Origin of the sequence: Alkalibacillus haloalkaliphilus (assembly GCF_007991275.1) — a bacterium.
GTDB classification, from domain to species: domain Bacteria; phylum Bacillota; class Bacilli; order Bacillales; family Alkalibacillaceae; genus Alkalibacillus; species Alkalibacillus haloalkaliphilus.
This window is the reverse complement of the sequence record NZ_BJYA01000003.1, coordinates 181,071-204,079: the sequence shown is the minus strand read 5'-3', so window position 1 is coordinate 204,079 and position 23,009 is coordinate 181,071. Positions and strand designations below refer to the sequence as shown.

25 protein-coding genes and 1 pseudogene are annotated in these 23,009 nt (G+C 35.3%); 20 read left to right on the top strand and 6 right to left on the bottom strand.

The window, feature by feature from the left end:
* Positions 1-17: 17 nt before the first annotated feature.
* A complete protein-coding gene (locus AHA02nite_RS05120; RefSeq protein WP_146815025.1) occupies positions 18-554 on the bottom strand; it encodes a ribonuclease H-like YkuK family protein in 537 nt (178 codons plus the stop codon).
* Between the two features lie 172 nt (positions 555-726).
* On the opposite strand from AHA02nite_RS05120, the gene AHA02nite_RS05115 reads away from it, so the two are divergent.
* Entirely contained in the window at positions 727-1,416 is a 690-nt protein-coding gene (locus AHA02nite_RS05115; protein ID WP_146815023.1) for a hypothetical protein, read from the top strand.
* A 52-nt stretch (positions 1,417-1,468) separates the two neighbouring features.
* Here the strand turns inward: AHA02nite_RS05115 and nadA are convergent, their stop codons facing one another.
* Genes nadA through nadB form a run of 3 tightly spaced genes read right to left on the bottom strand, consistent with a single transcriptional unit; the run spans position 1,469 to position 4,912 of the window.
* Positions 1,469-2,569, bottom strand: coding sequence for a quinolinate synthase NadA (gene nadA, locus AHA02nite_RS05110; RefSeq protein WP_146815021.1), 1,101 nt, complete (start codon positions 2,567-2,569; stop codon positions 1,469-1,471).
* Positions 2,570-2,571: 2 nt separating this feature from the next.
* Entirely contained in the window at positions 2,572-3,420 is an 849-nt protein-coding gene (gene nadC / locus AHA02nite_RS05105) for a carboxylating nicotinate-nucleotide diphosphorylase (RefSeq protein WP_146815019.1), read from the bottom strand.
* The gene (nadB, locus tag AHA02nite_RS05100) at positions 3,407-4,912 is read right to left on the bottom strand and encodes an L-aspartate oxidase (protein ID WP_170235972.1); all 1,506 of its coding nucleotides are present in this window, start codon (positions 4,910-4,912) and stop codon (positions 3,407-3,409) included. The genes nadC and nadB overlap by 14 nt, the downstream gene beginning before the upstream one ends.
* Positions 4,913-5,012: 100 nt before the next feature.
* On the opposite strand from nadB, the gene AHA02nite_RS05095 reads away from it, so the two are divergent.
* The 17 genes from AHA02nite_RS05095 to AHA02nite_RS05010 all read left to right on the top strand — a co-directional run bounded on the left by AHA02nite_RS05095 (position 5,013) and on the right by AHA02nite_RS05010 (position 16,987).
* Positions 5,013-6,140: an IscS subfamily cysteine desulfurase gene (locus AHA02nite_RS05095; protein ID WP_146815015.1), complete on the top strand. Its 1,128-nt coding sequence runs from the start codon at positions 5,013-5,015 to the stop codon at positions 6,138-6,140.
* On the top strand, positions 6,141-6,677 hold the full coding sequence (locus tag AHA02nite_RS05090) for a transcription repressor NadR (RefSeq protein ID WP_146815013.1): 537 nt from the start codon (positions 6,141-6,143) through the stop codon (positions 6,675-6,677).
* Between the two features lie 167 nt (positions 6,678-6,844).
* The gene (locus AHA02nite_RS05085; protein ID WP_218025401.1) at positions 6,845-7,426 is read left to right on the top strand and encodes a hypothetical protein; all 582 of its coding nucleotides are present in this window, start codon (positions 6,845-6,847) and stop codon (positions 7,424-7,426) included.
* 393 nt (positions 7,427-7,819) lie between these two features.
* Entirely contained in the window at positions 7,820-8,173 is a 354-nt protein-coding gene (locus tag AHA02nite_RS05080) for an HIT family protein (protein ID WP_146815124.1), read from the top strand.
* A 162-nt stretch (positions 8,174-8,335) separates the two neighbouring features.
* Entirely contained in the window at positions 8,336-8,674 is a 339-nt protein-coding gene (locus tag AHA02nite_RS05075; RefSeq protein WP_146815009.1) for a hypothetical protein, read from the top strand.
* A 31-nt stretch (positions 8,675-8,705) separates the two neighbouring features.
* Positions 8,706-9,569, top strand: coding sequence for an aminoglycoside phosphotransferase family protein (locus AHA02nite_RS05070; protein ID WP_146815007.1), 864 nt, complete (start codon positions 8,706-8,708; stop codon positions 9,567-9,569).
* A gap of 17 nt (positions 9,570-9,586) precedes the next feature.
* A complete protein-coding gene (locus tag AHA02nite_RS05065; RefSeq protein ID WP_246118814.1) occupies positions 9,587-10,060 on the top strand; it encodes a GNAT family N-acetyltransferase in 474 nt (157 codons plus the stop codon).
* Positions 10,061-10,191: 131 nt separating this feature from the next.
* Positions 10,192-10,644 carry a GNAT family N-acetyltransferase gene (locus AHA02nite_RS05060; RefSeq protein ID WP_146815005.1) on the top strand — a complete coding sequence of 151 codons (453 nt, stop codon included), beginning with the start codon at positions 10,192-10,194 and terminating at the stop codon, positions 10,642-10,644.
* Positions 10,645-10,661: 17 nt separating this feature from the next.
* Positions 10,662-11,147: a hypothetical protein gene (locus AHA02nite_RS05055; protein WP_146815003.1), complete on the top strand. Its 486-nt coding sequence runs from the start codon at positions 10,662-10,664 to the stop codon at positions 11,145-11,147.
* A 41-nt stretch (positions 11,148-11,188) separates the two neighbouring features.
* Positions 11,189-12,034, top strand: coding sequence for a DUF5700 domain-containing putative Zn-dependent protease (locus AHA02nite_RS05050; protein WP_146815001.1), 846 nt, complete (start codon positions 11,189-11,191; stop codon positions 12,032-12,034).
* 239 nt (positions 12,035-12,273) lie between these two features.
* On the top strand, positions 12,274-12,972 hold the full coding sequence (locus AHA02nite_RS05045; RefSeq protein WP_146814999.1) for a DJ-1/PfpI family protein: 699 nt from the start codon (positions 12,274-12,276) through the stop codon (positions 12,970-12,972).
* 124 nt (positions 12,973-13,096) lie between these two features.
* Complete coding sequence (locus AHA02nite_RS05040; protein ID WP_170235971.1) at positions 13,097-13,579, top strand: hypothetical protein; 483 nt, start codon at positions 13,097-13,099, stop codon at positions 13,577-13,579.
* A gap of 61 nt (positions 13,580-13,640) precedes the next feature.
* Complete coding sequence (locus AHA02nite_RS05035) at positions 13,641-13,922, top strand: DUF4190 domain-containing protein (protein ID WP_146814995.1); 282 nt, start codon at positions 13,641-13,643, stop codon at positions 13,920-13,922.
* Positions 13,923-14,012: 90 nt separating this feature from the next.
* Complete coding sequence (locus AHA02nite_RS05030; RefSeq protein ID WP_146814993.1) at positions 14,013-14,216, top strand: hypothetical protein; 204 nt, start codon at positions 14,013-14,015, stop codon at positions 14,214-14,216.
* Positions 14,217-14,465: 249 nt separating this feature from the next.
* Complete coding sequence (locus AHA02nite_RS15255) at positions 14,466-14,711, top strand: GNAT family N-acetyltransferase (RefSeq protein WP_407642718.1); 246 nt, start codon at positions 14,466-14,468, stop codon at positions 14,709-14,711.
* 1,164 nt (positions 14,712-15,875) lie between these two features.
* Positions 15,876-16,433 carry a YdcF family protein gene (locus AHA02nite_RS05015; RefSeq protein WP_146814991.1) on the top strand — a complete coding sequence of 186 codons (558 nt, stop codon included), beginning with the start codon at positions 15,876-15,878 and terminating at the stop codon, positions 16,431-16,433.
* Between the two features lie 107 nt (positions 16,434-16,540).
* Positions 16,541-16,987: a DUF4871 domain-containing protein gene (locus tag AHA02nite_RS05010; RefSeq protein ID WP_146814989.1), complete on the top strand. Its 447-nt coding sequence runs from the start codon at positions 16,541-16,543 to the stop codon at positions 16,985-16,987.
* 110 nt (positions 16,988-17,097) lie between these two features.
* Here AHA02nite_RS05010 and AHA02nite_RS05005 read toward each other — a convergent pair whose 3' ends face one another.
* Positions 17,098-20,127 carry an efflux RND transporter permease subunit gene (locus tag AHA02nite_RS05005; protein ID WP_146814987.1) on the bottom strand — a complete coding sequence of 1,010 codons (3,030 nt, stop codon included), beginning with the start codon at positions 20,125-20,127 and terminating at the stop codon, positions 17,098-17,100.
* Between the two features lie 118 nt (positions 20,128-20,245).
* Positions 20,246-20,386, bottom strand: coding sequence for a stressosome-associated protein Prli42 (gene prli42, locus AHA02nite_RS15060; protein WP_017186796.1), 141 nt, complete (start codon positions 20,384-20,386; stop codon positions 20,246-20,248).
* 146 nt (positions 20,387-20,532) lie between these two features.
* Here prli42 and AHA02nite_RS05000 point away from each other — a divergent pair, with 146 nt between their 5' ends.
* Together AHA02nite_RS05000 and mce are read left to right on the top strand one after the other, a co-directional pair.
* Positions 20,533-22,188: an acyl-CoA mutase large subunit family protein gene (locus AHA02nite_RS05000; RefSeq protein WP_146814985.1), complete on the top strand. Its 1,656-nt coding sequence runs from the start codon at positions 20,533-20,535 to the stop codon at positions 22,186-22,188.
* Between the two features lie 20 nt (positions 22,189-22,208).
* A pseudogene (mce, locus tag AHA02nite_RS15250) lies at positions 22,209-23,007 on the top strand (methylmalonyl-CoA epimerase).
* Positions 23,008-23,009: the final 2 nt, after the last annotated feature.

The following is a 23,009-nucleotide window of genomic DNA, read 5'->3' as shown; positions in this document are numbered from 1 at the left end:
TTAACTTAGTTACATTTTTACTTCGTATAGCGGTTCGCATAACTGCTTGCAACAAACGCTTCAGGCTTAATTTTAGGTTCTGCACCTAACGACTCAATACGTGCCACCATTTCATTAATGAACATACTCGTCTTATTCCGTATACCTCCACCAATATCAATATGCCCTTCAATAGTGAAACTAGCACCATGGTCAACATGAGGTAGTACGATTTCGTACATCGCATCTTTGCGCTCTTGATTAAACATTGAGAAGACATCTTCTGATAACGAAGTTTCGTATGAGATCTTTTGATGTAAATTCGTAATTTTATCTGTAATTCTCACCTTTCTTAAGCATGCCCAAACGCCTTTACCTTCATTTTGAATAACAATACCGGTAATGAAAGTCGTATGGTTTTTGTGAACTTGTGAATCCGTACCAATCATTAACTTAAAGTTACCACTCGGATCTCGGCGGATAAAGTGTAAAATATGGTCAAAAACCTGTTCAAACGTCATGTTTTTTTCTTTTAAGTTTTTAAATGTGTAGTTAAACACTTTATACTGTAACATGACAACCCTCCATTTTTGTTTTCAAAATGTTGTCTCATATTATTATATAGTTTATGTTATTTTATTATTAATATGGACAAATTGGTTGGGCTTATAATTTGGAGATTATATTAACAGTATTTACATTTAGTGATATGCTTGATTTTGATTTATAAAATTAAAGGGTGAGAGTATGAAGTTTTACATAACTGTAGTAGCTGTTTTAATTTTGTTTTTGTCTGGGTGTCAAAGTGTCGAAACTGAGACAGTTGATGGTAAAATACACGGTATTGATCAAGAGAACGAAACATTAGTTATATATGTAGGAAGTCATCTGACTGAAGAAGAGAAAATTAACAATAAAGTTGAAAGTGAAAGAGAGCATATTGAAGCTTTTATGGTTGAAATGGTCGGTGAAGCGGAAATAGAAGGTGAAGTAAGTACATTTGAAGAGCTGAGGCGCTTTCAAAAGGTAGAGGTTGAAATTCAAGGGGATTATACACCTGACTTAGTTACAGGCAATGAGCTAATTTCTAAACATGAGGAATTAACAAAGTACACAGCTGAAGGAATAAGCGTGATCCCCTATACTAAAGAAGACTTAGTTCAAGAACTGACTGTAGAACAAGGTGAATTTGCACTCCATGCATTTAATGAAGAAGATAATGGATTGGGACAATATCATGATTCTGAAGGCGAGCATGTATTTACTTTATTAACCTCAAGAGGTACGTCAGAAGATGATGTAAGAAATATCGAGGAGCTGCTTAATATTTATACAAATTCGACAACATATATCATAACAGATCATGAGGGAGTTGTTCTTCACACAAATGATCAGGCTGATATTGAAGAGTTTGTTGAGGGTTTGGATAATGAGTAAATAATTTATATTGAGCATTGGATGAATATCCAATGCTCAAAATTTATATCTCTTACTTGTTTAACATACGATTTAACGCTTCTGTTGCAAAGTGACTAATATCATCTTCTACAACAATAGGGTTAACAGATTCTCCGTGTGCTAATGAATCTAAACACCAAGCTAAATGAGGTAAGTCAATTCGGTTCATCGTTAAGCACGGGCACATATGTGGGTTCAATGAAATGATATGTTTGTCAGGATTTTCTTTAATTAGTCGTTTGACTAAATTCATCTCCGTACCAATCGCCCACTCACTGCCTGAAGGTGCACTTTCAATCGTTTCAATAATATGTCGAGTAGATCCAGCGTCATCAGATAACGCGACAACTTCTCTTGTACATTCTGGATGAACGATAATATTCATGTTAGGATGTTTCGCTCTTACTTCTTTTATATTAGGGACAGTGAAGTTTTCGTGTACTGAACAATGCCCCTTCCATAAGATGACCTTTAAATCATCTAAGTCACCATCATAATGAAGTTTTTCCATAATTGGATCCCATACCGCCATTTGTTCCAGTGGAATTCCTAAGTCATAGGCTGTATTTCTACCTAAGTGTTGATCTGGTAAAAATAAGATTCTTTCTTTTTGAGTTAATGCCCATTTCATCATATCTTTAGCATTCGAAGAAGTAATGGTGGCACCACCATTTTTACCGACAAAAGATTTAATAGCTGCTGTTGAGTTAACGTAAGTAATAGGAATGATTGTTTCTCCAACTAACTGAGATAGCCTTTCCCAAGCAACTTCTGTTTGGTTAATATCCGCCATATCCGCCATGGAACAACCTGCTCTCATGTCCGGCAAATAGACGTGTTGATCTTTGTTCGTTAAAATGTCAGCCGTTTCAGCCATGAAATGAACACCACAAAAGACAATGTGTTTTGCTGTTGTACGAGCTGATTTTTGCGCTAGTTCTAATGAGTCACCCTTTGCATCAGCAAACTGAATGACTTCATCTTTTTGATAGTGGTGACCAGGAATAAATAATTCATCACCTAATTGTTCTTTAGCGTTTATAATGATCTGTTCTAACTCCTCATCACTCATTTGTTTATACTTCTCAGGAATTTTCGAGACAGACTGCTCCAAGTGTTGTAATAAAGACATTGCTAAACACGCTCCTTTTCAAATTGGTGGTTCGCACTGAAATCTAGTGATTCAATTTGATGGGTTAAGCACCCCATTGAAATGACATCTATATTTAACTCACGGTATTTCGGTAGATCTTGAATTTCAATCCCACCTGATAATTCAGTCGTAATATCCCGTGGAATGAGTTGAATGAGTTTGTATAGTTGGTCTAATTCAACGTTATCGAGCATAATAACATCGACGTTGGCTTCAACAGCTTCTAGAACGTGCTGTTCATTTTCGGCTTCGACTTCGATTTTGACCATATGACCGATGTTTTTGCGAACACGATTTACCGCTTCACTTATAGACCCTGCAAAAGCAATATGATTATCTTTAATCATGACAGCATCATCGAGGCGCAAGCGGTGGTTAATGCCGCCGCCTACCCTTACAGCGTATTTTTCTAACATACGTAGCCCTGGCGTTGTTTTACGTGTGTCAGATATTTTAGTGTAACCGGAATCTAGCATGTTTACCGCTTTGTTCGTTTTTGTGGCAATACCTGAAAGTCGTTGAATTAAGTTTAAGACGACACGTTCACCTTTTAGTAAGCTTGGAACAGGGCCGTGTATACGTGCAATCTCCTGTGTAGGCTCTACTCGATCACCGTCTTCAACTTGCAATGTAACATCTACTTCACGATCTAATAGATGGTATGCAGACTCTATAATTAGCTGTCCACAAAAAATCCCAACCTCTTTTGCCTGGATCGTCAAAGTTCCTATATCTTTCTCATTAAAAATGTAATCTGTAGTAACGTCTAAATCACCAAGGTCTTCTATAAAAAATGTCTTTAACATTTCTTCTAACTTAAACTTGTTCAACATATTCCCTACTTTCCGTAGTATTTATTGAAGTTTCATGCTCAGCCATTTGATGACAACCGAGACTGTCATGACGTTTTAATGCTGCTTGTGTAATCAAATAAGCCATCTTATAAGCGACATATTTGTTGAAGTTTTCCATATTTATATTGGTTTGCTGGTTAGATTGGATGGTAGAGTGTAACCAATTAAGTTGATTCGTGAGTTCTTCTCGCTTTCTTATAATGCCGACGTTTTCCATCATGGAGTTTTGTAATAGTTTTAAGTTTGGCAATATAGGAACTTTAAGTTGTGACCGTGTAGCTATTCGTTCAGGAATAGGTATTTTAGGTTGTTTATTCAAATGACTAGCAAGTTCATCGCCCATCACGAGTCCTTCTAGCAGAGAGTTGCTTGCTAATCGATTGGCTCCATGTAAACGCGTATTAGCTACTTCACCAATACAATATAAATTGCAAACGTTCGTCTCTCCCTTAATGTCGGTTTCAACACCTCCAATCATAAAATGAGCACCAGGTGTCACTGGGATCAATCCGTCACTTAGGTTAATTCCATACTTTGTACACATTTGACTAATTGATGGGAAACGGTTTTGAAATTGGTTGATCTGTTTAATAGATAAATAGATTTCATCACCCTTTAATCTGCGGTTATATATGGTTTGTGCGACGATATGACGTGGTGCTAGGTCTTTTAATGGATGAATATTTTCCATTATTCGAAGCCCATCTTGATTAACTAATACCGCACCTTCGCCACGTACAGCTTCAGAGATTAAACCATATGTATGATTGTTAGAGTATAGAAGAGTGGGGTGGAACTGTATAAACTCTAAGTCAGATACTTTTGCACCTGCTTGGTGAGCTAACACAACACCGTCACCTAAAGCCATTGGGTGATTAGATGTAAAGTTATAAATTGAACCACACCCGCCTGTTGCTAAAACAGTGTATGTTGCTTTAATCGTTCGTGACTTTCCGCTTGAATCAATAAATATGGCACCACAACATTGTTGCTTAGTATGATCTATTAGTAATTCACAGACGAAACTATTTTCATAAACTTTGACCTGTTCACTTAATTGGTTAGTTAGTGATTCGGTCATATACTTGCCTGTAGCATCACCACCCGCATGTACGATTCTACGATGTTCGTGAGCTCCTTCTTTTCCAAGAATAAGTTGATTATCTATTTGGTCAAATGTCATACCTTGATCGATCAGTTGTTTTACTATAGTTGGTGCCATCTTTGTGATGTATTTCACAACTGAAGGCAAATTATAATACTCGCCTGCTTTTAACGTATCAAAAGCATGACTTAACACATCATCAGATTGGTCGATTGCAGCAGCTATTCCACCTTGTGCTAAGTACGAATTGCTATCATTCATTTTTCCTTTTGTAATTATTGTTACGTTATACTGAGAGTCTAATTTATTAGCTAATTGGAGAGCGGCAATCCCGCTTCCTATTACGAGGATGTCTGTATTCACAATTTTACACCTCTAAACATACATGTGTCTTGACACCTATATTTACATATTATTAAATAAATAGCAAGAGTATTGATCAAATTTTAGGGGAGAGGGTTATGTGATCTATTTAGATTACGCTGCGACGACACCGATGAGTGAAACAGCACTGACAGCATACACTGAAGCGGCCCAAAAGTATTATGGTAATGCCAACAGTATTCATGATTATGGAACGGAAGCTTACCAAATTGTACAGCTATGTAAACAGAAGCTTAGTTCTTATATAGGGGCAAATGAAACACAAGTCTACTTGACAAGTGGTGGGTCTGAAAGTAACTTATTAGCGATCGAACATTTAAAGGAAATAACTGAAGGACGCCATATTATCATATCTGCAGGTGAGCATAATTCTATTAGACAGACAGAGGAGAAGTTAAAGAATGAAGGCTATGAAGTGAGTGTCGTTTATTTTGATCAAGATGGCGTAATCAATATTAATGATTTGAAACGTTTAATAAGAAAAGATACAGCGATTGTTTGTACACAACATATAAATGGTGAAATTGGTACAATACAGCCGATTGAAGAAATTAGTAAGCTATGTCGGCAAAATAATATAAAGCTTCATGTGGATGCAGTGCAAAGCTTTGGTAAGTTGGATTTGACGGATATCGCTAGTTTAGTTGATAGCTTATCTATTTCAAGTCATAAAATTTATGGACCTAAAGGAATTGGGTTATTATACTTAAAAGAACAACCTATTCAAAGACAAACACTCGCTCATTTTATTTTGAAAGGAAATACAATAGACATACCAAGTGTAGTTGCTTTTACAGCAGCTTGTGAAGAAGCGGTTACTTTATTAGAAGACGAAGCGAAAGATATGGCGAAATTGAGAAATGTTTTTAAACAATCGTTGGACCACGAACAGTATGTACATTTTTTTGAATCAGAAAAAGGTAACCAATTAGATTCAATAGTCGGTATGGCAATTGAGCGTATGGATGGCCAATACGTTATGTTAGAATGTAATCGTAATAATTTTGCTATATCAACTGGTAGTGCGTGTGACGTCAGATATGAAAAGAAGACGAATACGATGGTCGCTCTACAAGTTGATGATGAAACGGCGAGACAATTTTTTAGAATTTCTTTTGGCCGGTATACGACTGAAGCGGATGTGATCAGTTTAGCTCAATATTTAGATCATCTAATTGAAACCGAAGTCATAAGCGAGGTGACATAAATGTCGAAACAGAAATTATCTAGCAATGAACGACGCGAACAAATATTGAATGCACTCAAACAAACTGCTGAACCTAAAACAGGTAAGGAGCTTTCGGAACTGTATGCAGTAAGCCGACAAGTCATTGTTGGCGATATTGCTTTACTAAAGGCTCAAAATGAACCGATCATGTCTACGAGTCAAGGTTATATATACATGAGTCAACAGGAAGATACACCAAGGTATGAACGCACAATAGCTTGTTGCCATAATAAAGAACAAACAGAAGAAGAGTTGAACATATTAGTTGACCATGGTGTTTATGTTAAAGATGTCATAGTCGACCATCCAATTTACGGTGAGTTTAAAGCTGTGCTTCACATTTCGAACCGAGTGGATGTGAAGAAGTTTAAGGCACAAGTTGATCAATCTAAAGCCGCTTTATTATCTGAATTAACAGGTGGCGTTCATTTACATACGATTGCTGCTGATGAAGAGGAATTACTCGACCAAGCTGAACAAGCCCTTCGTGACCGAGGTTTTATAGTTGAAAATTAATAGTAATAAACCGTTAACCAATCAGTGGTTAGCGGTTTATTTTTATACACTTCTGTTTAGAATTTTTTGAAAAAAGCAGCAAAGAGGGTGGAATTATATGTTAATATGGAGTGGGGAAAGGGGTGTTTTGAATAGGTAATAAATTGTTGTATTGGGTGCTTTTCGCGTTGTTTTTGATTATAAATTCATTTATTTATAGAACAGTAGTTATGTTAATATCGCACCCTAACTGGTTAATGAATTTAGCTATTATTTTAATTTACTTTATTGTAATTATTCCATTAACTTTATATGGAACAGAAAAAGTATTAAAGTATGCCTTATCTAAGGGGAAGGCTTTAACGTTACTTCTTATGGCAACACCCGTTTTGATCATATCTTTGTATTTCTATAATGAGTATAGAGAGAAAAGTTTAGATCAAGTAATTAGCTATGACGAAGATGACATACATGCATTAGTCTTTCATGAGGGGCACGGAGAAAAATGGAGAACGGATGAACGAGAACATGTTGAAGAATTTAATGAATTTTTAAGCCAATATCAGGTTAAGAGGATGAGGCACCGCGACTGGGATAGTGATGTTTCCAATGAAAATGGTTTTCGAATAACTATTTATTCAGATAGTAGACCAATCTTAGCGTCGGTTTATGAAGAGCGTATGCTTGATGTTGGAACTGGTCCCTATAAAGTTGTTAACGGGCCAATTGATATAGAGTGGGTTGAGAATTTTATTGAAGAGCATCGATGATTGAACTAAATTGAGCAACATTGTTTAAAAGTATTTTTTATTCTGCTGGAGGTTATTATATGGGGAAAGATACTCTGTTGTTTTGGGTGTTTTTTCTAATATTCGTATATATGAGTCATCATTTTTACTTTTACTTTGTAGACCCTTTATTAATTTCAATTCAACTAGATGTAATGTATTTTGTTATTTTTCCAGTGGTGTTTATTTCGTTATCGGCTGTCTTCGCAAATGTGGTAAAGAATTTTTTTCTTTATTAAAGTTGAAATAATGATTGATCTAATAGACTAACATGATTGACTTAGTAGGAGAAATAGAGTTGTCTTCAAAGGGGGCGCTATTGTGGTTAAAGGTTGTGTTTTTTGTAAACCAGAACTTGAGCCAACGCAAAAAGTAATGTTGAGCAATGAACATTGTATGTTTTTACAGATGGAACATTTTCAAGTGAAAGGTAGTCAGCTTGAAGGTGCAGGTTTAATTGTTCCTAAACAGCATAGAGAAACAGTTTTTGACATGACACAGGAAGAATGGAATGCTACATATACACTCTTACAAGAAGTTAAGAAATACTTAGATGAAAAACACCAACCTCAAGGATATAACCTCGGATGGAATTGTGGTGAAGTTGGAGGGCAACACATATTCCATGCGCACTTTCACGTTTTGCCTAGATATGAAGATGAAGCTCTTGCCGGTAAAGGGATTAGATCTATGTTCAAAGGTAATGAGAACAAGAGGGTAAGTTATTAAGCTAATGGGTTGGAAGTTTAACGATGTAGACGTTAGGAATCTGTGGAAGTTTAGATACTGGAGAATACCGTATAGTGAAGCGTATTACAAATTACGAAGAGAACCATTTTGCAGCGGAGTTTACAATTGATTGAAGAGTATTTGGAGGGTATATAAAGCATTATGGAATGTCTTTGTGACGAAAAGAAAACTAATGATATAAAAGTTGAAGGTGACGTTGGAGCGGACCCTTTTTGGTGTCATCACTGTGGGTGTAATTTAGATTCAGAAGAATTTCCTATATCCATTGAATTAAGAGATGAGTTAATGAAGTGGATTTTGAAATATGGCGAATGGATTAACTGGACTAATGATGAAGTCGTTTCTAATGGTGTTGAACTTGAAGAAGAACATAATAGAATTGGTAGATTATTAACTGACAAAGTGAAGAAGGAACTTAGAGGTGATTATAAAGTTTCTTTCTCTCCTTCAACATTTGCAAAGAAATACTCAAAAAAATAAATGCATTTATAAGTAGAAGGGAGTTGTTTGGGTGTCAAATCGTGTTATTCAACAATTTGAATTGGATGTATTTGAAATAAGTGAAGTTGAAGACTCCCATAGTTCAACAGTTTATAAATGTACATTGTCTAATGGTGAGAATGTTTATTTGAAGATTCCTTTTACAAAGTTGAAGTATCAGCGAGAATTAGAAGCTTATCAAATTTTAAAAGGAAACGTATCAATTCCAGAATTGATCAATTATTGGTCAGGTGATGATGAATGTCCTGGTGCTTATTTGTTATCTGAACTAAAAGGGAAACCACTGACATCTGTAGCTAAACCAACAACATCGTTCCAAGTGGGTGTCCTTCATGCTAAAATGCATTCCATTCAACCGCCTTCAGAGCAAGTACTAAGTGGTATAAAAAATGAATTCCCAAACTGGTCTCAATTTATTGATCAACAATTTTATAGTTTTGCAGAAGATGCTAAGGAAGTAATGGCTGTGCAATTATATCAAAAAGCAATTGAAAAGTTTGAACGAATGAAACAACAGCTTCCTTCATCCGATGGGCCAAGCTTTGTACATATGGATTTTCGCCCAGCAAATATAATTGTTGACCATGATCAAGTTTCAGGAGTGATTGATTTTGAAAGTGTAAGGTTTGGTTCAACAGAAGTTGATTTCACCAAATTGTATCGCGACTTTTTAAGTTATGACAGTAGTTTATATAGGGCTTTTCAAAGAGGTTATAACAGTATCAGACCATTAATTGACTTAGAACTAGTATTGCCTTTCTATCGATTTACGGATGCATTTAATAGTATAGGGTGGTGTAAACGCCGAGGAAAAGAAGAACATGCGTTATTTCTAGAAGAAAATTTAATGAGATTAAAAAAATGGTTGCTGTGAAAATGAGAAGGAGACCAATGATGTTAACATTTGTTGAAAGTCATAGGGATCAAGTAAGTATTGAAAAGAAAATATTTAATAGTAACCCTGAATATAACTATATTGCTTTTGATAAAAGATACTTGGAAGCCAACGATATACTATATCAATACGAAGAAGCGGTAGAGCTAAAAACAAATAGATACTTAATAAGTTTAGATGAGGAGCCGATTGGCATTATTGAATACGGGATGCTCAGTCCTCGTGCACACAAACCATGGTTAAGCTTACTTCTAATTGACAAAGAGTATCAAGGTTTAGGTTATGCCAAAGAGTCTTATTTTCTATACGAAGATCTAATGAGGGATAAAGGTGTGAAATCAATCCAAATTGCTGTTCATGCGATAAATAAGAAAGCATTGGACTTTTGGATTCCTTTAGGTTTTGAAAAATATGATGAGAGAATTTATGAACAAAAACTTTATTATAGTTTTGAAAAGAAACTGAAATAATGATGACTATCACCGGAAAGCCATTGAGTTATTTCTGTTGAATGCTGAACTTCATCATCATTTACTAAATTTAGTATATAAGGTTAATAGTTTTTATTAAAGTCAGACCGAAAATTATAAGCGAGGTAAAAATGGATATAAGGAAACTTAATAAAGATGAGAAACTTCCGTTGGAATTGTTGCTACTGGCTGACCCATCAAGAAATATTGTTGAGGGATATACCGCTAGGGGTGAGTGCTTTATAGCAGAAGTTGAACAGCAAATTATTGGGGTGTTTGTATTACTTCCTACAAGACCAGAGACGGTGGAACTGGTAAATGTTGCAGTCGCTGAAGAACAACATGGTAGAGGGATAGGCAAAAGGTTGGTAATGAATTCAATTAATGTAGCCAAGAAAAAAGGCTACAAAACTATTGAAATTGGAACTGGAAACTCAAGCATAGGGCAACTTGCTCTTTATCAGAAATGCGGCTTTAGAATAGTTGGTGTTGATAATGACTTTTTTGTTAGGCATTACCCAGATGAAATCATTGAAAACGGAATTCAGTGTAGGGACATGATTCGCTTATCTCAGCATATCTAAACATAAGGGGGGCTTGTATGAAAAGGAAGCATTATCTAATCGGTTTTGGGATTATCATAATCTTTGTAATATCCTTTTTTGTTTATAACCAGACGAGATACACGACTTTCGAAAATGAATTAAGCGAAATCCACAGCTATTATAATCATAGTGAGGAACTAACAAAGATAGAAATAACACTTTTTGATATTAATAATAACAAAGGTCTTTCAACTGTTATAGAGGATCCTGATACTATTGAATCTATCTATCAACAATTAACATCAACGAACTTAAAAAAGACCTCCACCGAAACAGATTGGATAAACAATTATACAATTGATTTAAAATATTCTAATGGAGCCCCGACGACTCATTTAAGACTATTTCAAGATGGAAAATTATTTATAAGTGAACCTTTTATACATGGTAGTTATCATGAAACTGACTCTAACAAACTCTACTCATATTTAGAAAATTTAAAGCTTTCCTGGGATAGGGAGTTCGAGTTCTCAGAAGAATAAGAAATGTGTGTTGATAACTTTTATATTAAAGGAGATAACTTATGAAAATTCATAATACGGTTCCTTATTTCTTGGAGAACTTTGTTCCAACAGAAGAATTTTTAAGACAATACCATGAAAAGTTTTCGCCACACTTTAAGGAATATTTTTTGTACCATTGTAAAAACGTGGACGAAAAGATTACAAAAGCTATTCAAATTTACCCAGAGAAATTATGTGACATTAAAGAGTCGAATGATAAGATTGAGGGTTTAATTAAACAAGTCCAGTTAACATATGAGCATAAGTATGATGTTGAATTTACAAAGGATGTACATATAATCGTTGGAGCATTTGGATCAAATGCTTTTACCCACCGTCAAATTATTCCTGAAGTGACGTTTTGCTTAGAAAGATTATCTGCTATAGATGAACATTTAGAAGTGATTATTGCACATGAGTTTGGACATGTCTTACATAATATTCTTTCGGATCAAGAGGAGTTGAGTTGGTCAAACCTAAATTGGAATAGCCCTTTTACTTGGCTGTTACAAGAAGGTTGTGCAACTTACTTTTCAAAACAAGTCACAACCGCAGGTGAACCTGTTTATTTTTCGTATGATGATCATGGGGAAGAGTGGCTTAATTTTGCAAAAGATCACCAATCAAGGATCGTATCTACTTTTATTGAAGACATAAATCAACAGTCGCCAACAAAGATTTTTAGTGAATGGTTTTCGATTAATGGGGGTACGCACTTTGGTTATACACGTTTAGCTTACTATATAGCCTATGTTGTATTAGAACGCTTAATAGAGAAGCATGGAGAACGTAAATCTGTAACTATTTGGAAAAACCCTAATTTTTCTAATGAAGTTAATCAAGTGCTTTTAGAGCTTGTGAGGTAACGCAAATGTACATTTTGTAATGGTTACCTTTGAACTAAGGAGCGGATCATTTGCCAGGAATTTGTTTGGAAGGGGCTAGTGCGGTAGGTAAAACAACAACAAATAAAGAACATTAAATTGATATCTGAAATTGAGACTAGCAACTGATGAGCTTTACGACACGAAGCCCCAAAGTGAACCGCCGAAAGGGTAGTTGTTTTAGAATGGGGTGTGGGCTAAATAAACTAAAGGGGTAAGCGATGAAAATAATTATTTATGTATATGATGGAATGACGATGCTTGATGCTATTGGTCCATATGAAGTTTTAAGGAATATGACAGATGCTGAAGTACTATTTGTAGCAGAAGAAAAAGGTGAAATAAAGGCTGACTCTGGCTTCATTGATATTAATGTTAAGTATAATATTAATGATATTAACCAAGCAGATATACTAGTCATACCAGGTTCCTCAATAGCATTTATGAAGGAAATAGAGAATGAGAATGTATTGAATTGGATTAGAGAAGTAGATAAAAGTACGAAATGGACCACATCTGTGTGTACTGGTTCGATTATTTTAGCATCAGCTGGATTGTTATCAGGGTTAAAAGCAACATCGCATTGGAAACCAATAAATTTATTAAGTCAATTTAATGCCATCCCAACACGTGAGAGAGTAGTAGAACAAGATAAATTTATAACTGCTGCTGGAGTATCAGCAGGTATTGATATGGCTATATATTTATCAAATAAAATTGTCGGAGAAATAGAAACACGAGCGATCCAACTTACAATTGAGTATGACCCTCAACCAATGTTTAATGATGGTAATTATTTATCTGCAGATGATGAGGTCATTAAACTTGCGGACAAGAAATTAATTAGAGAAGCCAAAAAAGAGCTTGGTTTGCTCGGAATGCTGAAAAACTCAAAGAATATTCTTAAAATCCTTAAGTAGAAACATTGCTTAATTAGTGCAATATTTCTAAAGAAATTGATCAAATGCGAAGTAACGTATAAGTTAACCAAGCCAGTTGGTTAATGAAATCAATTATGCGAAAAAATTGTATTGAGGTGATTATTTGAAAAGGTCATTCATCGGCCTCTTAACAGGGGTGTTGTTTGTAGCAATGTCCTTTGTTACAGCAATGGCAATGTATTGGGTTTTATTCTTTTTATTAGACGTTCGTTTACACTCGTATATAGGTCCACCGTATGTAGATGTCATTATATACTTTAACTTTTTAATCATTGTTCTAGGTTTGTTTTTATCAATAGGAATAGCTATTTACATTCATAAAGCTTATCCCAATGACATAATTAAAAGTTCATTTTTCATTTTAATAACTTTTGGTATATCTTTTGTTATTTGTTCTTGGTATTTGATCGAGTTTTACAATAATGCTGATTATTTCAGGGGATTCATCCCTCCAGTAACAGAACGATATCCTTTACCATGGTACGGCTATCAAGGGTTACATTATTATATTATGAATGGAATGTTTCTATGTTTGATTCAACTACTAAGTGTTTCAATCGGTTCGATATTTAAAAAATATAAGTAATGTGTGCTCCGATAGTATTATTGATCAAGTACTGCTTCAGTAGATAAAAGGTGGGGGAAATATGAATAATCTTCATGCATCAGATGACATTTACAATAAGGCTCAGAGCAAAGGTAATGTTTCGTTGGTTTTTGGTTTTCTTTCAATTGTTACTTCTTTTGTATCGATCGGCTTAATACTTGGAATTATTGGCTTCGTTTATGGTGTCATAGGGCTAAGACAAATAAAGAGTATTAATCAAACCGGAAAAAGAAAAGTAGTCGTGGGTATGGTTTGTAGTCTGGTAGGAATTCTTCTTACAATAATTTTCTCTATTACTTTTGGTATGCTGCTTTTTAGTTAACTGGGTATGTGGATGTATTAGCGTTATTCAACTAAAGTGAGCAGGATAGTGAAAATACGAGGACTAGGTTAAAACAAGGTGGGTGATATGATGTCTAAACCGGTAAAATCTATGTTGTTTTGGATTATAGTATTTCCGATCTTAATGATGACAATTTTTATAGTAACAGATTATGTCAAAGGTACATTCGTTGAGATAACTTATTACTTACCACATTTTCTTTGGGTTACAGCATTCGGTTTAATTGCTGGCTTTGTTGCGTATAACTTTCGAAAAATAGATGAAGACGTTTAATAAATGGTTATGGAGATTTTAATAAAACCTTTAATGATAAGGAGAATTTACCTTGGAATTCATACTTTTTTCAAGAAATGATTTAATGAAATGTACGGAAACATTCATTGAGGTATTCAACGATGATCCTTGGAATGATGAATGGACATTTACAAAGGCTAAAAATATTTACTGAGTTTTTACCAGACACCTGGATTTTTAGGCGTTTTAGCGGTAGAAAACGACGAAATTTTCGGCTTTATTTTTGGTGTGAATAGATATTGGTGGAGCGGAGATGAGTTCTTTATTAATGAAATGTGTGTAAAAACACAATGTCAAAATAAGGGGATTGGAAGAAAGCTGTTAAATCATTTAATAAAAGAGCTTCATAGCTATAATATAAGTAACATTACCCTGCTCACAGATAGAGGAATACCTGCTGAAGAATTTTATAAGAAAAATGGTTTTGAAGAAATAGAAAGAATCATATTCATGCATAGGGACATCGGACTATAGTTATAGAGGTAGATGCATTTTAAATTGGATAAGAAAAGACAGGTATTATAATTAAACAAACCAATTATTGATATAAAACGAACTCTAATTGTGAAAGAATGTACATAAACTAATGGGGGCGATTGTTCAATAAGAACGATTGCTTTTAAACTGACGTGAGCAGTTTACTTGAATAAGAATTGTTCATATGTAATCAAGAAAAGGCGATAAAGCATGTCTTTCTTGATGAAGTAATGTGGCTGATGGCTGAGTACGAAGAGGACTGGGGAAATCTGTCTCAACAAAGATTGTTTAAAAGCTTAATGTCTATAATGATTGATGGTGCAGACTATAAGCTGGAGTAAAAAGTTTAAAAAAGAGACTCAACTAATATAGTTAATATTTCAATTATTGAGCTAACGGAGGGCGATTGTTCAGAAAGGATGATCGCTCTTCAACTAACGAAGCATGATAGTGCCAAGAGCAATGATTAACTATGTTCTAGAATTGGGCTATTTAACGGTATAATGAGGTGTATATAGAATGTATTTGCTAATACCTTTGCTTACAGTATTATTTATGATTTTGCTATTTTGTTTTTTATCTTACTTAATGTATGACATCTTACGGAAACCAAAAAAACCTTATTCGTGGATTTTATTGACTTCAATTCTTGTCATATTTACATTTTTGATATGGGTGTCTCTCGATTATTACAATATGGTTTAAAGGGTACGATTGTTCTATGTGCGATGAATCTTGAGCTAAGGAAGCAGAATATTCCAAGAAAATGCGGCAGTTTATATCTTACTTTAACGGGAAAGGGGCAATAAAGTGATTAGAATCATTCTGAGTATCTTCATTATCTTTGTTGCAGTAATGCTTAGTTTTATTGCTGATAGTTTCATTTCTATACTATCTTTTTTGATTTTATCTTGTCTGTCTATATACTTCCTTTTTAAGCATAAAGAAGAGATTAAGACCCATGAATAAGAGTTTCTTATTCTACAAACGGGGGCAAGAGTTTAACAAGGCGATCAAGAAAGTTGGTCGTCTTTTTTATTGATATAATTATTGGAATATTATGTTAACATTGGTTTAGAAGATCTCTTGAGCTAACGTGAGCAGGAATGTCCAACAAGGAAACCTTAATATATCGGAGCTTATATAAAGGGGGAATTACTAATGACTTTTCCGTTTGATTGTATTACCGACTTTATTTTCGTAGAAACAGAAATTTCTCCAGCAGATGTTATTTTAGTTCCTGGGGCAAATCATCCTCCACTAATGGAAAAAGCAGCTGCTTTGTATAAACAAGGATTAGCACCGTACATCCTTCCATCTGGTGGATATAAACCACACGTTAGAACTACTGAATGGGAATACCTAAGTAATCTTGCGATAGAAAACGGAGTACCAGAGGACGTGATTTTAAAGGAAGATAAAGCACAGCACACTTTGGAAAATGCTCGTTTTTCTTTGGAGGTTTTAAAAGGAAAAGGTATATCTTACAATAAAGTTATAATAGTTTGTAAGGCAGGGCATTCTCGGCGTGCATTATTATGTTATCAACACGAATTTCCGAAAGAGGTAGAGTTTCTTGTCTCTCCTGTTGTTGATAGGCACGGGATAACTAAAGATAACTGGTTTCTTTCTGAAACTGGAATAAGTCGTATAATGACTGAAGTTCAGAAAATCGGTAATTATTTTGGAGAATTCATTCCTAATTGGGTAAATAAATAATCTTATTAAACTATCGGGGGCAAGAGTTTAATAAGAATTTAGATTGTGTTGATCTACTAACGAAGTAGAAGAGTTGAATAAGGTGATTATTAGAATGGAGGTTATATATGAAAAAATACTATCTTTTATTAGTTTCTTTGTTGATGCTTTTTTCTCTCTTTATCGCTGGATGTACTCAAGAAGAGAATTGGGAAGAAAGTGAAATGTTTGAATCGAATGGATATACTATGCTAGGCATAGAGGACAGATTAGGTTTTATTTACGATGATGATGTTACAAGGTTTTATGCTGGTGAGGCAAATAAATATATGTGGCATTTTTGGGGAGAAGATGATGAATTTGATGCTAGAGAAGTAACAGTTAATGCTACTCATGAATTGAATGATAATACCATAACATTAATAGATGGGCAGACATTAGGTAGCGCAAATAATGGTGCTGATAAACATATGCCTTCAAACATGTCTCTACCCAAAAGTGGTATGTGGAAATTAGATGCTTATGTTGGTGATACTCTGCACGGTTCTGTATTTGTTAAGGTCTACGAAGAGTAGGAATTCCACATATTCAATTGACAGAGGCGTTAATTGAAGAAGAAATTGGTGTAATAAAGGGACTCAGAAAAAATTCTAAGCCCCTTATTGAAGTTACACTCAAAAGTCATTTATGCTCTTTTAAATAACATGTAGAGTACAGGCACAAGTAATAGTGTTAATACAGTTGAGAAAGCAATCCCGGAAATGATCGTGATTGCGAGTGGTTGGAATAATACATCACCACTTATGGCAACAGGTGTTAGTGCGATAATCGATGTGATTGTTGTTAACACTATTGGTCTAAATCGAGCTTCAGATGACTTAACAATGGCTTCATTAATAGTGGAATTTGATTTGATTGATTGTTCAATGAAATCCACTAATACTAATGAATTCCTTACCACTATACCTGTTAGTGAGACCATCCCGGTAATAGCTAAGAAGCTAATTGGCGTTTGAGTGACGAATAGCCCTAATATAGCTCCTGCAATCGCTAAATAGACAGATATTAAAATAAGAAATGGCATTGTTAGTGAGTTGAACTGAAATGCAATTAATAAATAAACGAGCAATACGACGACAGAAAAGATGACGGTAATTTCTGCGAAGAACGTATCTTGATTGTCTGTTTCAGCTCCAACCGTTAGAGCGTACTGATTATGAGTATCGTTAAAATCCTCAATGTATGGTGTGATTGTATCTTCAATTTCATCAGTTTGATCAGCATAAGCTCTAATCGTAACAGTTCTCTCACCATCTTCATGGTGGATCCTCGGAATGACCTCATTTTCTTCTACATCAACAAACTCATCTAAACTAGCAACTGGCGGACCTTCTTGAGAATCAACAGGTATGACGATCTCTTCAAGGTTTAAGCTTTCATATTCTTCTAATCGATCAAGATAAAGTTGAACGTTATATTGATCGAGTCCAGAATTAATTTGTGCAAAGGGAATCCCTGTCGTACGTAAATTAATTTGTTCACTAATCGTTTGAACGGTCACGTTATAGTTTTCCATTTCTTCACGATTTGGTTCGTAAGTTAGGTTAGGTGTTAAATCACCAACGTTATCAACAACAAGTTCAGTACCTGCATCATCTAATAGTTCGATCACTTCATCACGGATGTCTAACATATTAGATAGTTCTTCTCCAGATACAGTCACCGTTAACGGTGCACCAGTTGGCGGTCCTTGTTGGATCGTTTCTAAAAAGATTTCAGCTTCTTCATAATCATCTCTTAGTTGATTCTCCCACTGATCTATAAATGATCCAGCATTCGTTTCATCTTGATTAATTCTTACATACATCCGACCCGTATGTTCTCCAGTATTACTTTGTGGTTGACCGAATAACGCTGGAGCACTTCCGCTTGTAAATAAACTAATATCTTTAATTTCATCTTCTTGGTCGTTTAACAAGTCTTCTTCAATTGATTGTAAAGTCGTTAACGTATCGGCTTTTGTAAGGCCATTTGGCAGTGTGACATCAATTGTAACCTCTTCCCGATCAGCAGAAGGGAAAAACTCAAAAGGTGTCCATAAAATAAGCAGAAATAAACTCGTTGTCATCAATAATCCAATGGCAACAGTACGCTTAGGCACTCGAATGAGCTTCCGAATAATACGGTTAGCGTAAAACCTTGCCCCTTTACTTAGCCATTTGCCAAGTATACCAGGGTTTGCTTTAATTTTCTTACTCGATTTCTGATAATGAAAATAACGAATTGCTGGAACTAGAATTAGTGCAACAATCGTTGAAGCTATTAATGTTGAAATTAAAACACTCGGTAGTGCTCTTATAAAAGCTCCGTTTGCACCTGACAAAAAGATTAAAGGTGAAAAAGTAAAGACAATCGCTAAAGTTGAAGTGATAATAGAGTTTCTCACTTCTTTAATTCCTTTAACCGTTCCAGAAAGTGCTTGATCACCCAAACGGTAACGTCTTTCAATATTGTCATTAAGTACAATCGAGTCATCAACTAAAATACCTAATGCGATAATTGCACCGATCACTGAAATCTGGTTCAAGTCAGTTCCTAGTAATGGCAAAGGAATTAAACCTAAAATAAGGGAAGTTGGGATTGCTATAGCTACAACAATTGAGCCCATAAAAGTTAACCCTAATGTCGTTACTAAAATGACAGCTAAGACAGCAATGGCTAATGAAAGAAATAAATCATCAAATACATTAGCAATAAATTCATCTTGAGCAAAGTAATGGTGAAGGTTAATGACTTCTGGTAATTGTGTCATTAATGATTGAACTTCTTCATCAACTAGTTGACTATTACTTGGAATATCTTCTCCACTTTGAAGAAATACCGTTATGTTGATTACTGAGTCCCCATCATATGTAATTAGATCCGGTTGTTGAGTTGAAGTAACGGTAATCTCAGCCAGTTCATTTAAATTAATAGAGCCTTGATCACCAGTTGGAATTCTCGTATCTTCAATTTCATTTATATCATTAATATGATTAATGGTTAACGTTCGGTAACCGTCATCAGTCGTTTGCTCTCCTAAAGGGTTAGGATTCCATTCATCTTCTAAAGCTGTAAGAATGTCAGCGAATTGAATTTGATAGTCTTGAATCGTCTCAGAATCAAAGTTAATAATAATCTCTTGTTCTTCTAAACCATTAAACTCAACATGTGATACACCATTTATTTGTTCAATTTGGTTAGTCCACGCATCTTTTAACTCGTGGAGCTGTTCTAAATCATCGGGATGATCAGCTGTTAAAAAGTAGGACTGACTCGGTGTTGTCACTTCTGATAAAGACACATTCGCATCTAACGCTTCATCGGGTAAGTTCGATTTTAATTGATTAATGGTTTGATTAACTTCTGTCATTATTTCTTGGTGGTTTTCACGATCATCAAGCGAAAGTATAATGTTTGATACACCACGTGATGACGTGGATTGGTAAGATTCTATGCCGTTAATTTGGTGAATCTCATTTTCAATTGTTGATGTGACTTCTCGTTCTACATCCTCAGGTGAAGCTCCAGGATAAGGCGTCGTAATAGTCGCCTGATTCATCGGTGTTTCAGGGAAATCACGTTGTGGTAAGTCATAGAAGGTGTAGCCACCTATGATTAGGAGTAAGGTAAAAAGTAAAAAAACCATCTTATAGCGTTTAAGTAAGAATTTCATATGATAGCTCCTTATGTATTATTCACTAACTTAAGTACTACCCTTTTGACAGCGTTATAAAACTATAAGTTAAAATAAAAAGCATAGCCTTGAATAAGGCTATGCTTTATAACTCCGTTTATACAAACATGCTAAGACCCATCATTAGAGAGCTTAACAGCATGGCAATAATCATTAAATAGATTACGATCGTCGTCCATGTCTTTTTCTTTCTACGAGATGAAGCATAAGGAGCACGAGGCTTTTTGTTGTTAGACACAATGATTCCTCCCTTAAATTAATCCGCTAATCTCATTGTAAAAGAAAAACAAGCATTGGACAAGACTAAACTTTGCTTTACAATAAAAGTAGATGACGAATTTTTCTTACAACTGTAAAATGGAGTTAGAAGGGAGAGGTTACATAATGACAGAACACTTTAATGAACAATTAAACGAGTGGAAGAAACAAGTAGAAAAAACGAATGAACGCTTTCCAGAGCGAAAAGAACAATTTGTAAACAAATCCGATATAGAAATTGATCCACTATATTATCCAAAAGAAGATCAAGTCGATGGAGAGTATAGTGAAAAAGTTGGTTTTCCAGGCCAATATCCATACACTCGAGGTATTCAGCCTTCGATGTACCGCAACCGTTTTTGGACGATGAGACAATATGCTGGGTTCGGTTCAGCTGAAGAGACGAACAAACGTTTTCGTTATTTGCTAGAACAAGGTCAAACTGGTTTATCAGTTGCTTTTGATTTGCCGACACAAATTGGCTATGATTCCGATGACCCGATGTCTGAAGGTGAAGTTGGTAAAGTTGGTGTTGCGATTGATTCATTAGAAGATATGGAAACGCTTTTAGAAGGGATTCCTCTTGATCAAGTTAGTACATCAATGACGATTAATGCACCTGCTTCTGTATTATTATGTATGTACATAGCTGTAGCAGAAAAACAAGGTGTGCCGAAAGAGAAAGTGACCGGTACGATTCAAAATGATATTTTAAAAGAGTATATTGCAAGAGGAACATATATTTATCCACCTAAGCCGTCAATGCGGTTAATTACGAATATATTTGAGTATTGTGCAAATGAAGTGCCGAAGTTTAATACGATTAGTATTTCTGGCTATCACATTAGAGAAGCAGGATCTACTGCCGTACAAGAAGTCGCTTTCACACTTGCAAATGGCATGGCTTATGTTGACGCTGCAATTGAAAGCGGTTTAGCAGTCGATCAATTTGCACCTAGATTAGCCTTTTTCTTTAATGCACATAACAATTTCTTTGAAGAAGCGGCTAAATTTAGAGCAGCTAGACGTATTTGGGCAAAAATGATGAAAGAAAAGTATCAAGCGCAAAATGAGAAAAGCTGGCGTTTACGTTTCCATACACAAACAGGTGGTTCAACACTGACAGCGCAACAGCCAGATAACAATATTGTTCGTGTGGCACTCCAAGCATTATCAGCTGTACTAGGTGGTACTCAAAGCTTGCATACGAACTCAAGAGATGAAGCGTTAGCTTTACCAACAGAAGAGTCAGCTCGTATTGCATTACGTACACAACAAATTATTGCTCATGAAAGCGGCGTTGCTGATACTGTAGACCCACTTGCAGGCTCTTATTACGTTGAACAGATGACTGATGAGATCGAAAAGGAAGTTATGGAGTATTTAGATCGGATAGAAGAGATGGGTGGTGCCGTTCAAGCCGTTGAAGAAGGGTATATGCAACGTGAAATCCATCAAACTGCTTACGAGACGCAGAAAAAGATCGAGTCACAAGAAGAAATTATCGTCGGTATGAATGAATTTAAAATTGAAGAAGAAGTCCATGAAGATTTATTAAGAGTGGATGAACAATTAGAACAAAGACAAGTCAATCAAGTACAGAATATAAGAGGTCAACGTGACCAATCTCAAGTGGATGAGCAATTAAATAAATTGAAACAAGCAGCACAAACAGATGAAAACTTAATGCCTTATATTTTAGACTGTGTAAAATCGTACGCTACAGTCGGAGAAATTTGTCACGTACTACGCGATGAATTCGGTGAGTATACAGGAATGTAAAAGGAAGGGAGAATATTAGTATGGAACGGAAAATAAGAGTACTAATTGCCAAACCAGGCTTAGATGGTCATGATCGTGGTGCGTTAGTCATCGCTCAAGCTTTACGTGATCATGGAATGGAAGTTATTTATACTGGACTAAGACAATCACCAGCACAAATTGCGCAAGCTGCGATTCAAGAAGATGTTGATGTCGTTGGGTTATCATCACTTTCAGGTGGCCATAAAACTTTGTTTCCAAAAGTCGTAGAAGCGTTAAAAGAAAAAGGTGCAGAGGATATCCCGGTAATTGGTGGTGGGGTTATTCCAGATGAAGACATTGATTATTTACTAGAGCAAGGCTTGCAGAAAATCTTCACACCAGGTACACCAACAACTGAGACTGTTGATTTTATTAAATCTTGTGTGAGTGGTGATTCACATGAATAAGATCGCGCATATCGGAATTGCGGTATCAAGTATTGATGAGACTTTACCTTTTTACCGAGACCAACTAGGGCTTGAGTTTAAAGGAGTCGAAGAAGTTGAGTCAGAACATGTTAAAGTTGCCTTTCTAAAAATTGGCGAAAGTGCTATCGAACTATTAGAACCACTTAACGCTAAATCACCGATCGCTAAATATATCGAGAAGAAAGGTGAAGGCATTCATCATATAGCTTTAGATGTAAATGATATTGATGAACGATTAAATACTTTAAAAGAACAAGGCGTACCGTTAATTCACGAACAACCGAAAGTTGGAGCACATGACAGTCAAATCGCATTTTTACATCCAAAGGCAGCAAACGGTGTATTATTTGAACTATGTCAACAAAAGTAGGA

Coding starts and splice junctions, on each gene's coding strand:
- AHA02nite_RS05115 (WP_146815023.1), top strand. CDS start 727: ATGAAGTTTTACATAACTGTAGTAGCTGTTTTAATTTTGTTTTTGTCT.
- AHA02nite_RS05010 (WP_146814989.1), top strand. CDS start 16,541: ATGAAAAAATACTATCTTTTATTAGTTTCTTTGTTGATGCTTTTTTCT.
- AHA02nite_RS05120 (WP_146815025.1), bottom strand. CDS start 554: ATGTTACAGTATAAAGTGTTTAACTACACATTTAAAAACTTAAAAGAA.
- AHA02nite_RS05050 (WP_146815001.1), top strand. CDS start 11,189: ATGAAAATTCATAATACGGTTCCTTATTTCTTGGAGAACTTTGTTCCA.
- AHA02nite_RS05015 (WP_146814991.1), top strand. CDS start 15,876: ATGACTTTTCCGTTTGATTGTATTACCGACTTTATTTTCGTAGAAACA.
- AHA02nite_RS05080 (WP_146815124.1), top strand. CDS start 7,820: ATGTTGAGCAATGAACATTGTATGTTTTTACAGATGGAACATTTTCAA.
- AHA02nite_RS05065 (WP_246118814.1), top strand. CDS start 9,587: ATGATGTTAACATTTGTTGAAAGTCATAGGGATCAAGTAAGTATTGAA.
- nadA (WP_146815021.1), bottom strand. CDS start 2,569: ATGTCTTTATTACAACACTTGGAGCAGTCTGTCTCGAAAATTCCTGAG.
- AHA02nite_RS05030 (WP_146814993.1), top strand. CDS start 14,013: ATGTCTAAACCGGTAAAATCTATGTTGTTTTGGATTATAGTATTTCCG.
- AHA02nite_RS05045 (WP_146814999.1), top strand. CDS start 12,274: ATGAAAATAATTATTTATGTATATGATGGAATGACGATGCTTGATGCT.
- AHA02nite_RS05055 (WP_146815003.1), top strand. CDS start 10,662: ATGAAAAGGAAGCATTATCTAATCGGTTTTGGGATTATCATAATCTTT.
- AHA02nite_RS05075 (WP_146815009.1), top strand. CDS start 8,336: ATGGAATGTCTTTGTGACGAAAAGAAAACTAATGATATAAAAGTTGAA.
- AHA02nite_RS05060 (WP_146815005.1), top strand. CDS start 10,192: ATGGATATAAGGAAACTTAATAAAGATGAGAAACTTCCGTTGGAATTG.
- AHA02nite_RS05005 (WP_146814987.1), bottom strand. CDS start 20,127: ATGAAATTCTTACTTAAACGCTATAAGATGGTTTTTTTACTTTTTACC.
- AHA02nite_RS05090 (WP_146815013.1), top strand. CDS start 6,141: ATGTCGAAACAGAAATTATCTAGCAATGAACGACGCGAACAAATATTG.
- AHA02nite_RS05000 (WP_146814985.1), top strand. CDS start 20,533: ATGACAGAACACTTTAATGAACAATTAAACGAGTGGAAGAAACAAGTA.
- AHA02nite_RS05035 (WP_146814995.1), top strand. CDS start 13,641: ATGAATAATCTTCATGCATCAGATGACATTTACAATAAGGCTCAGAGC.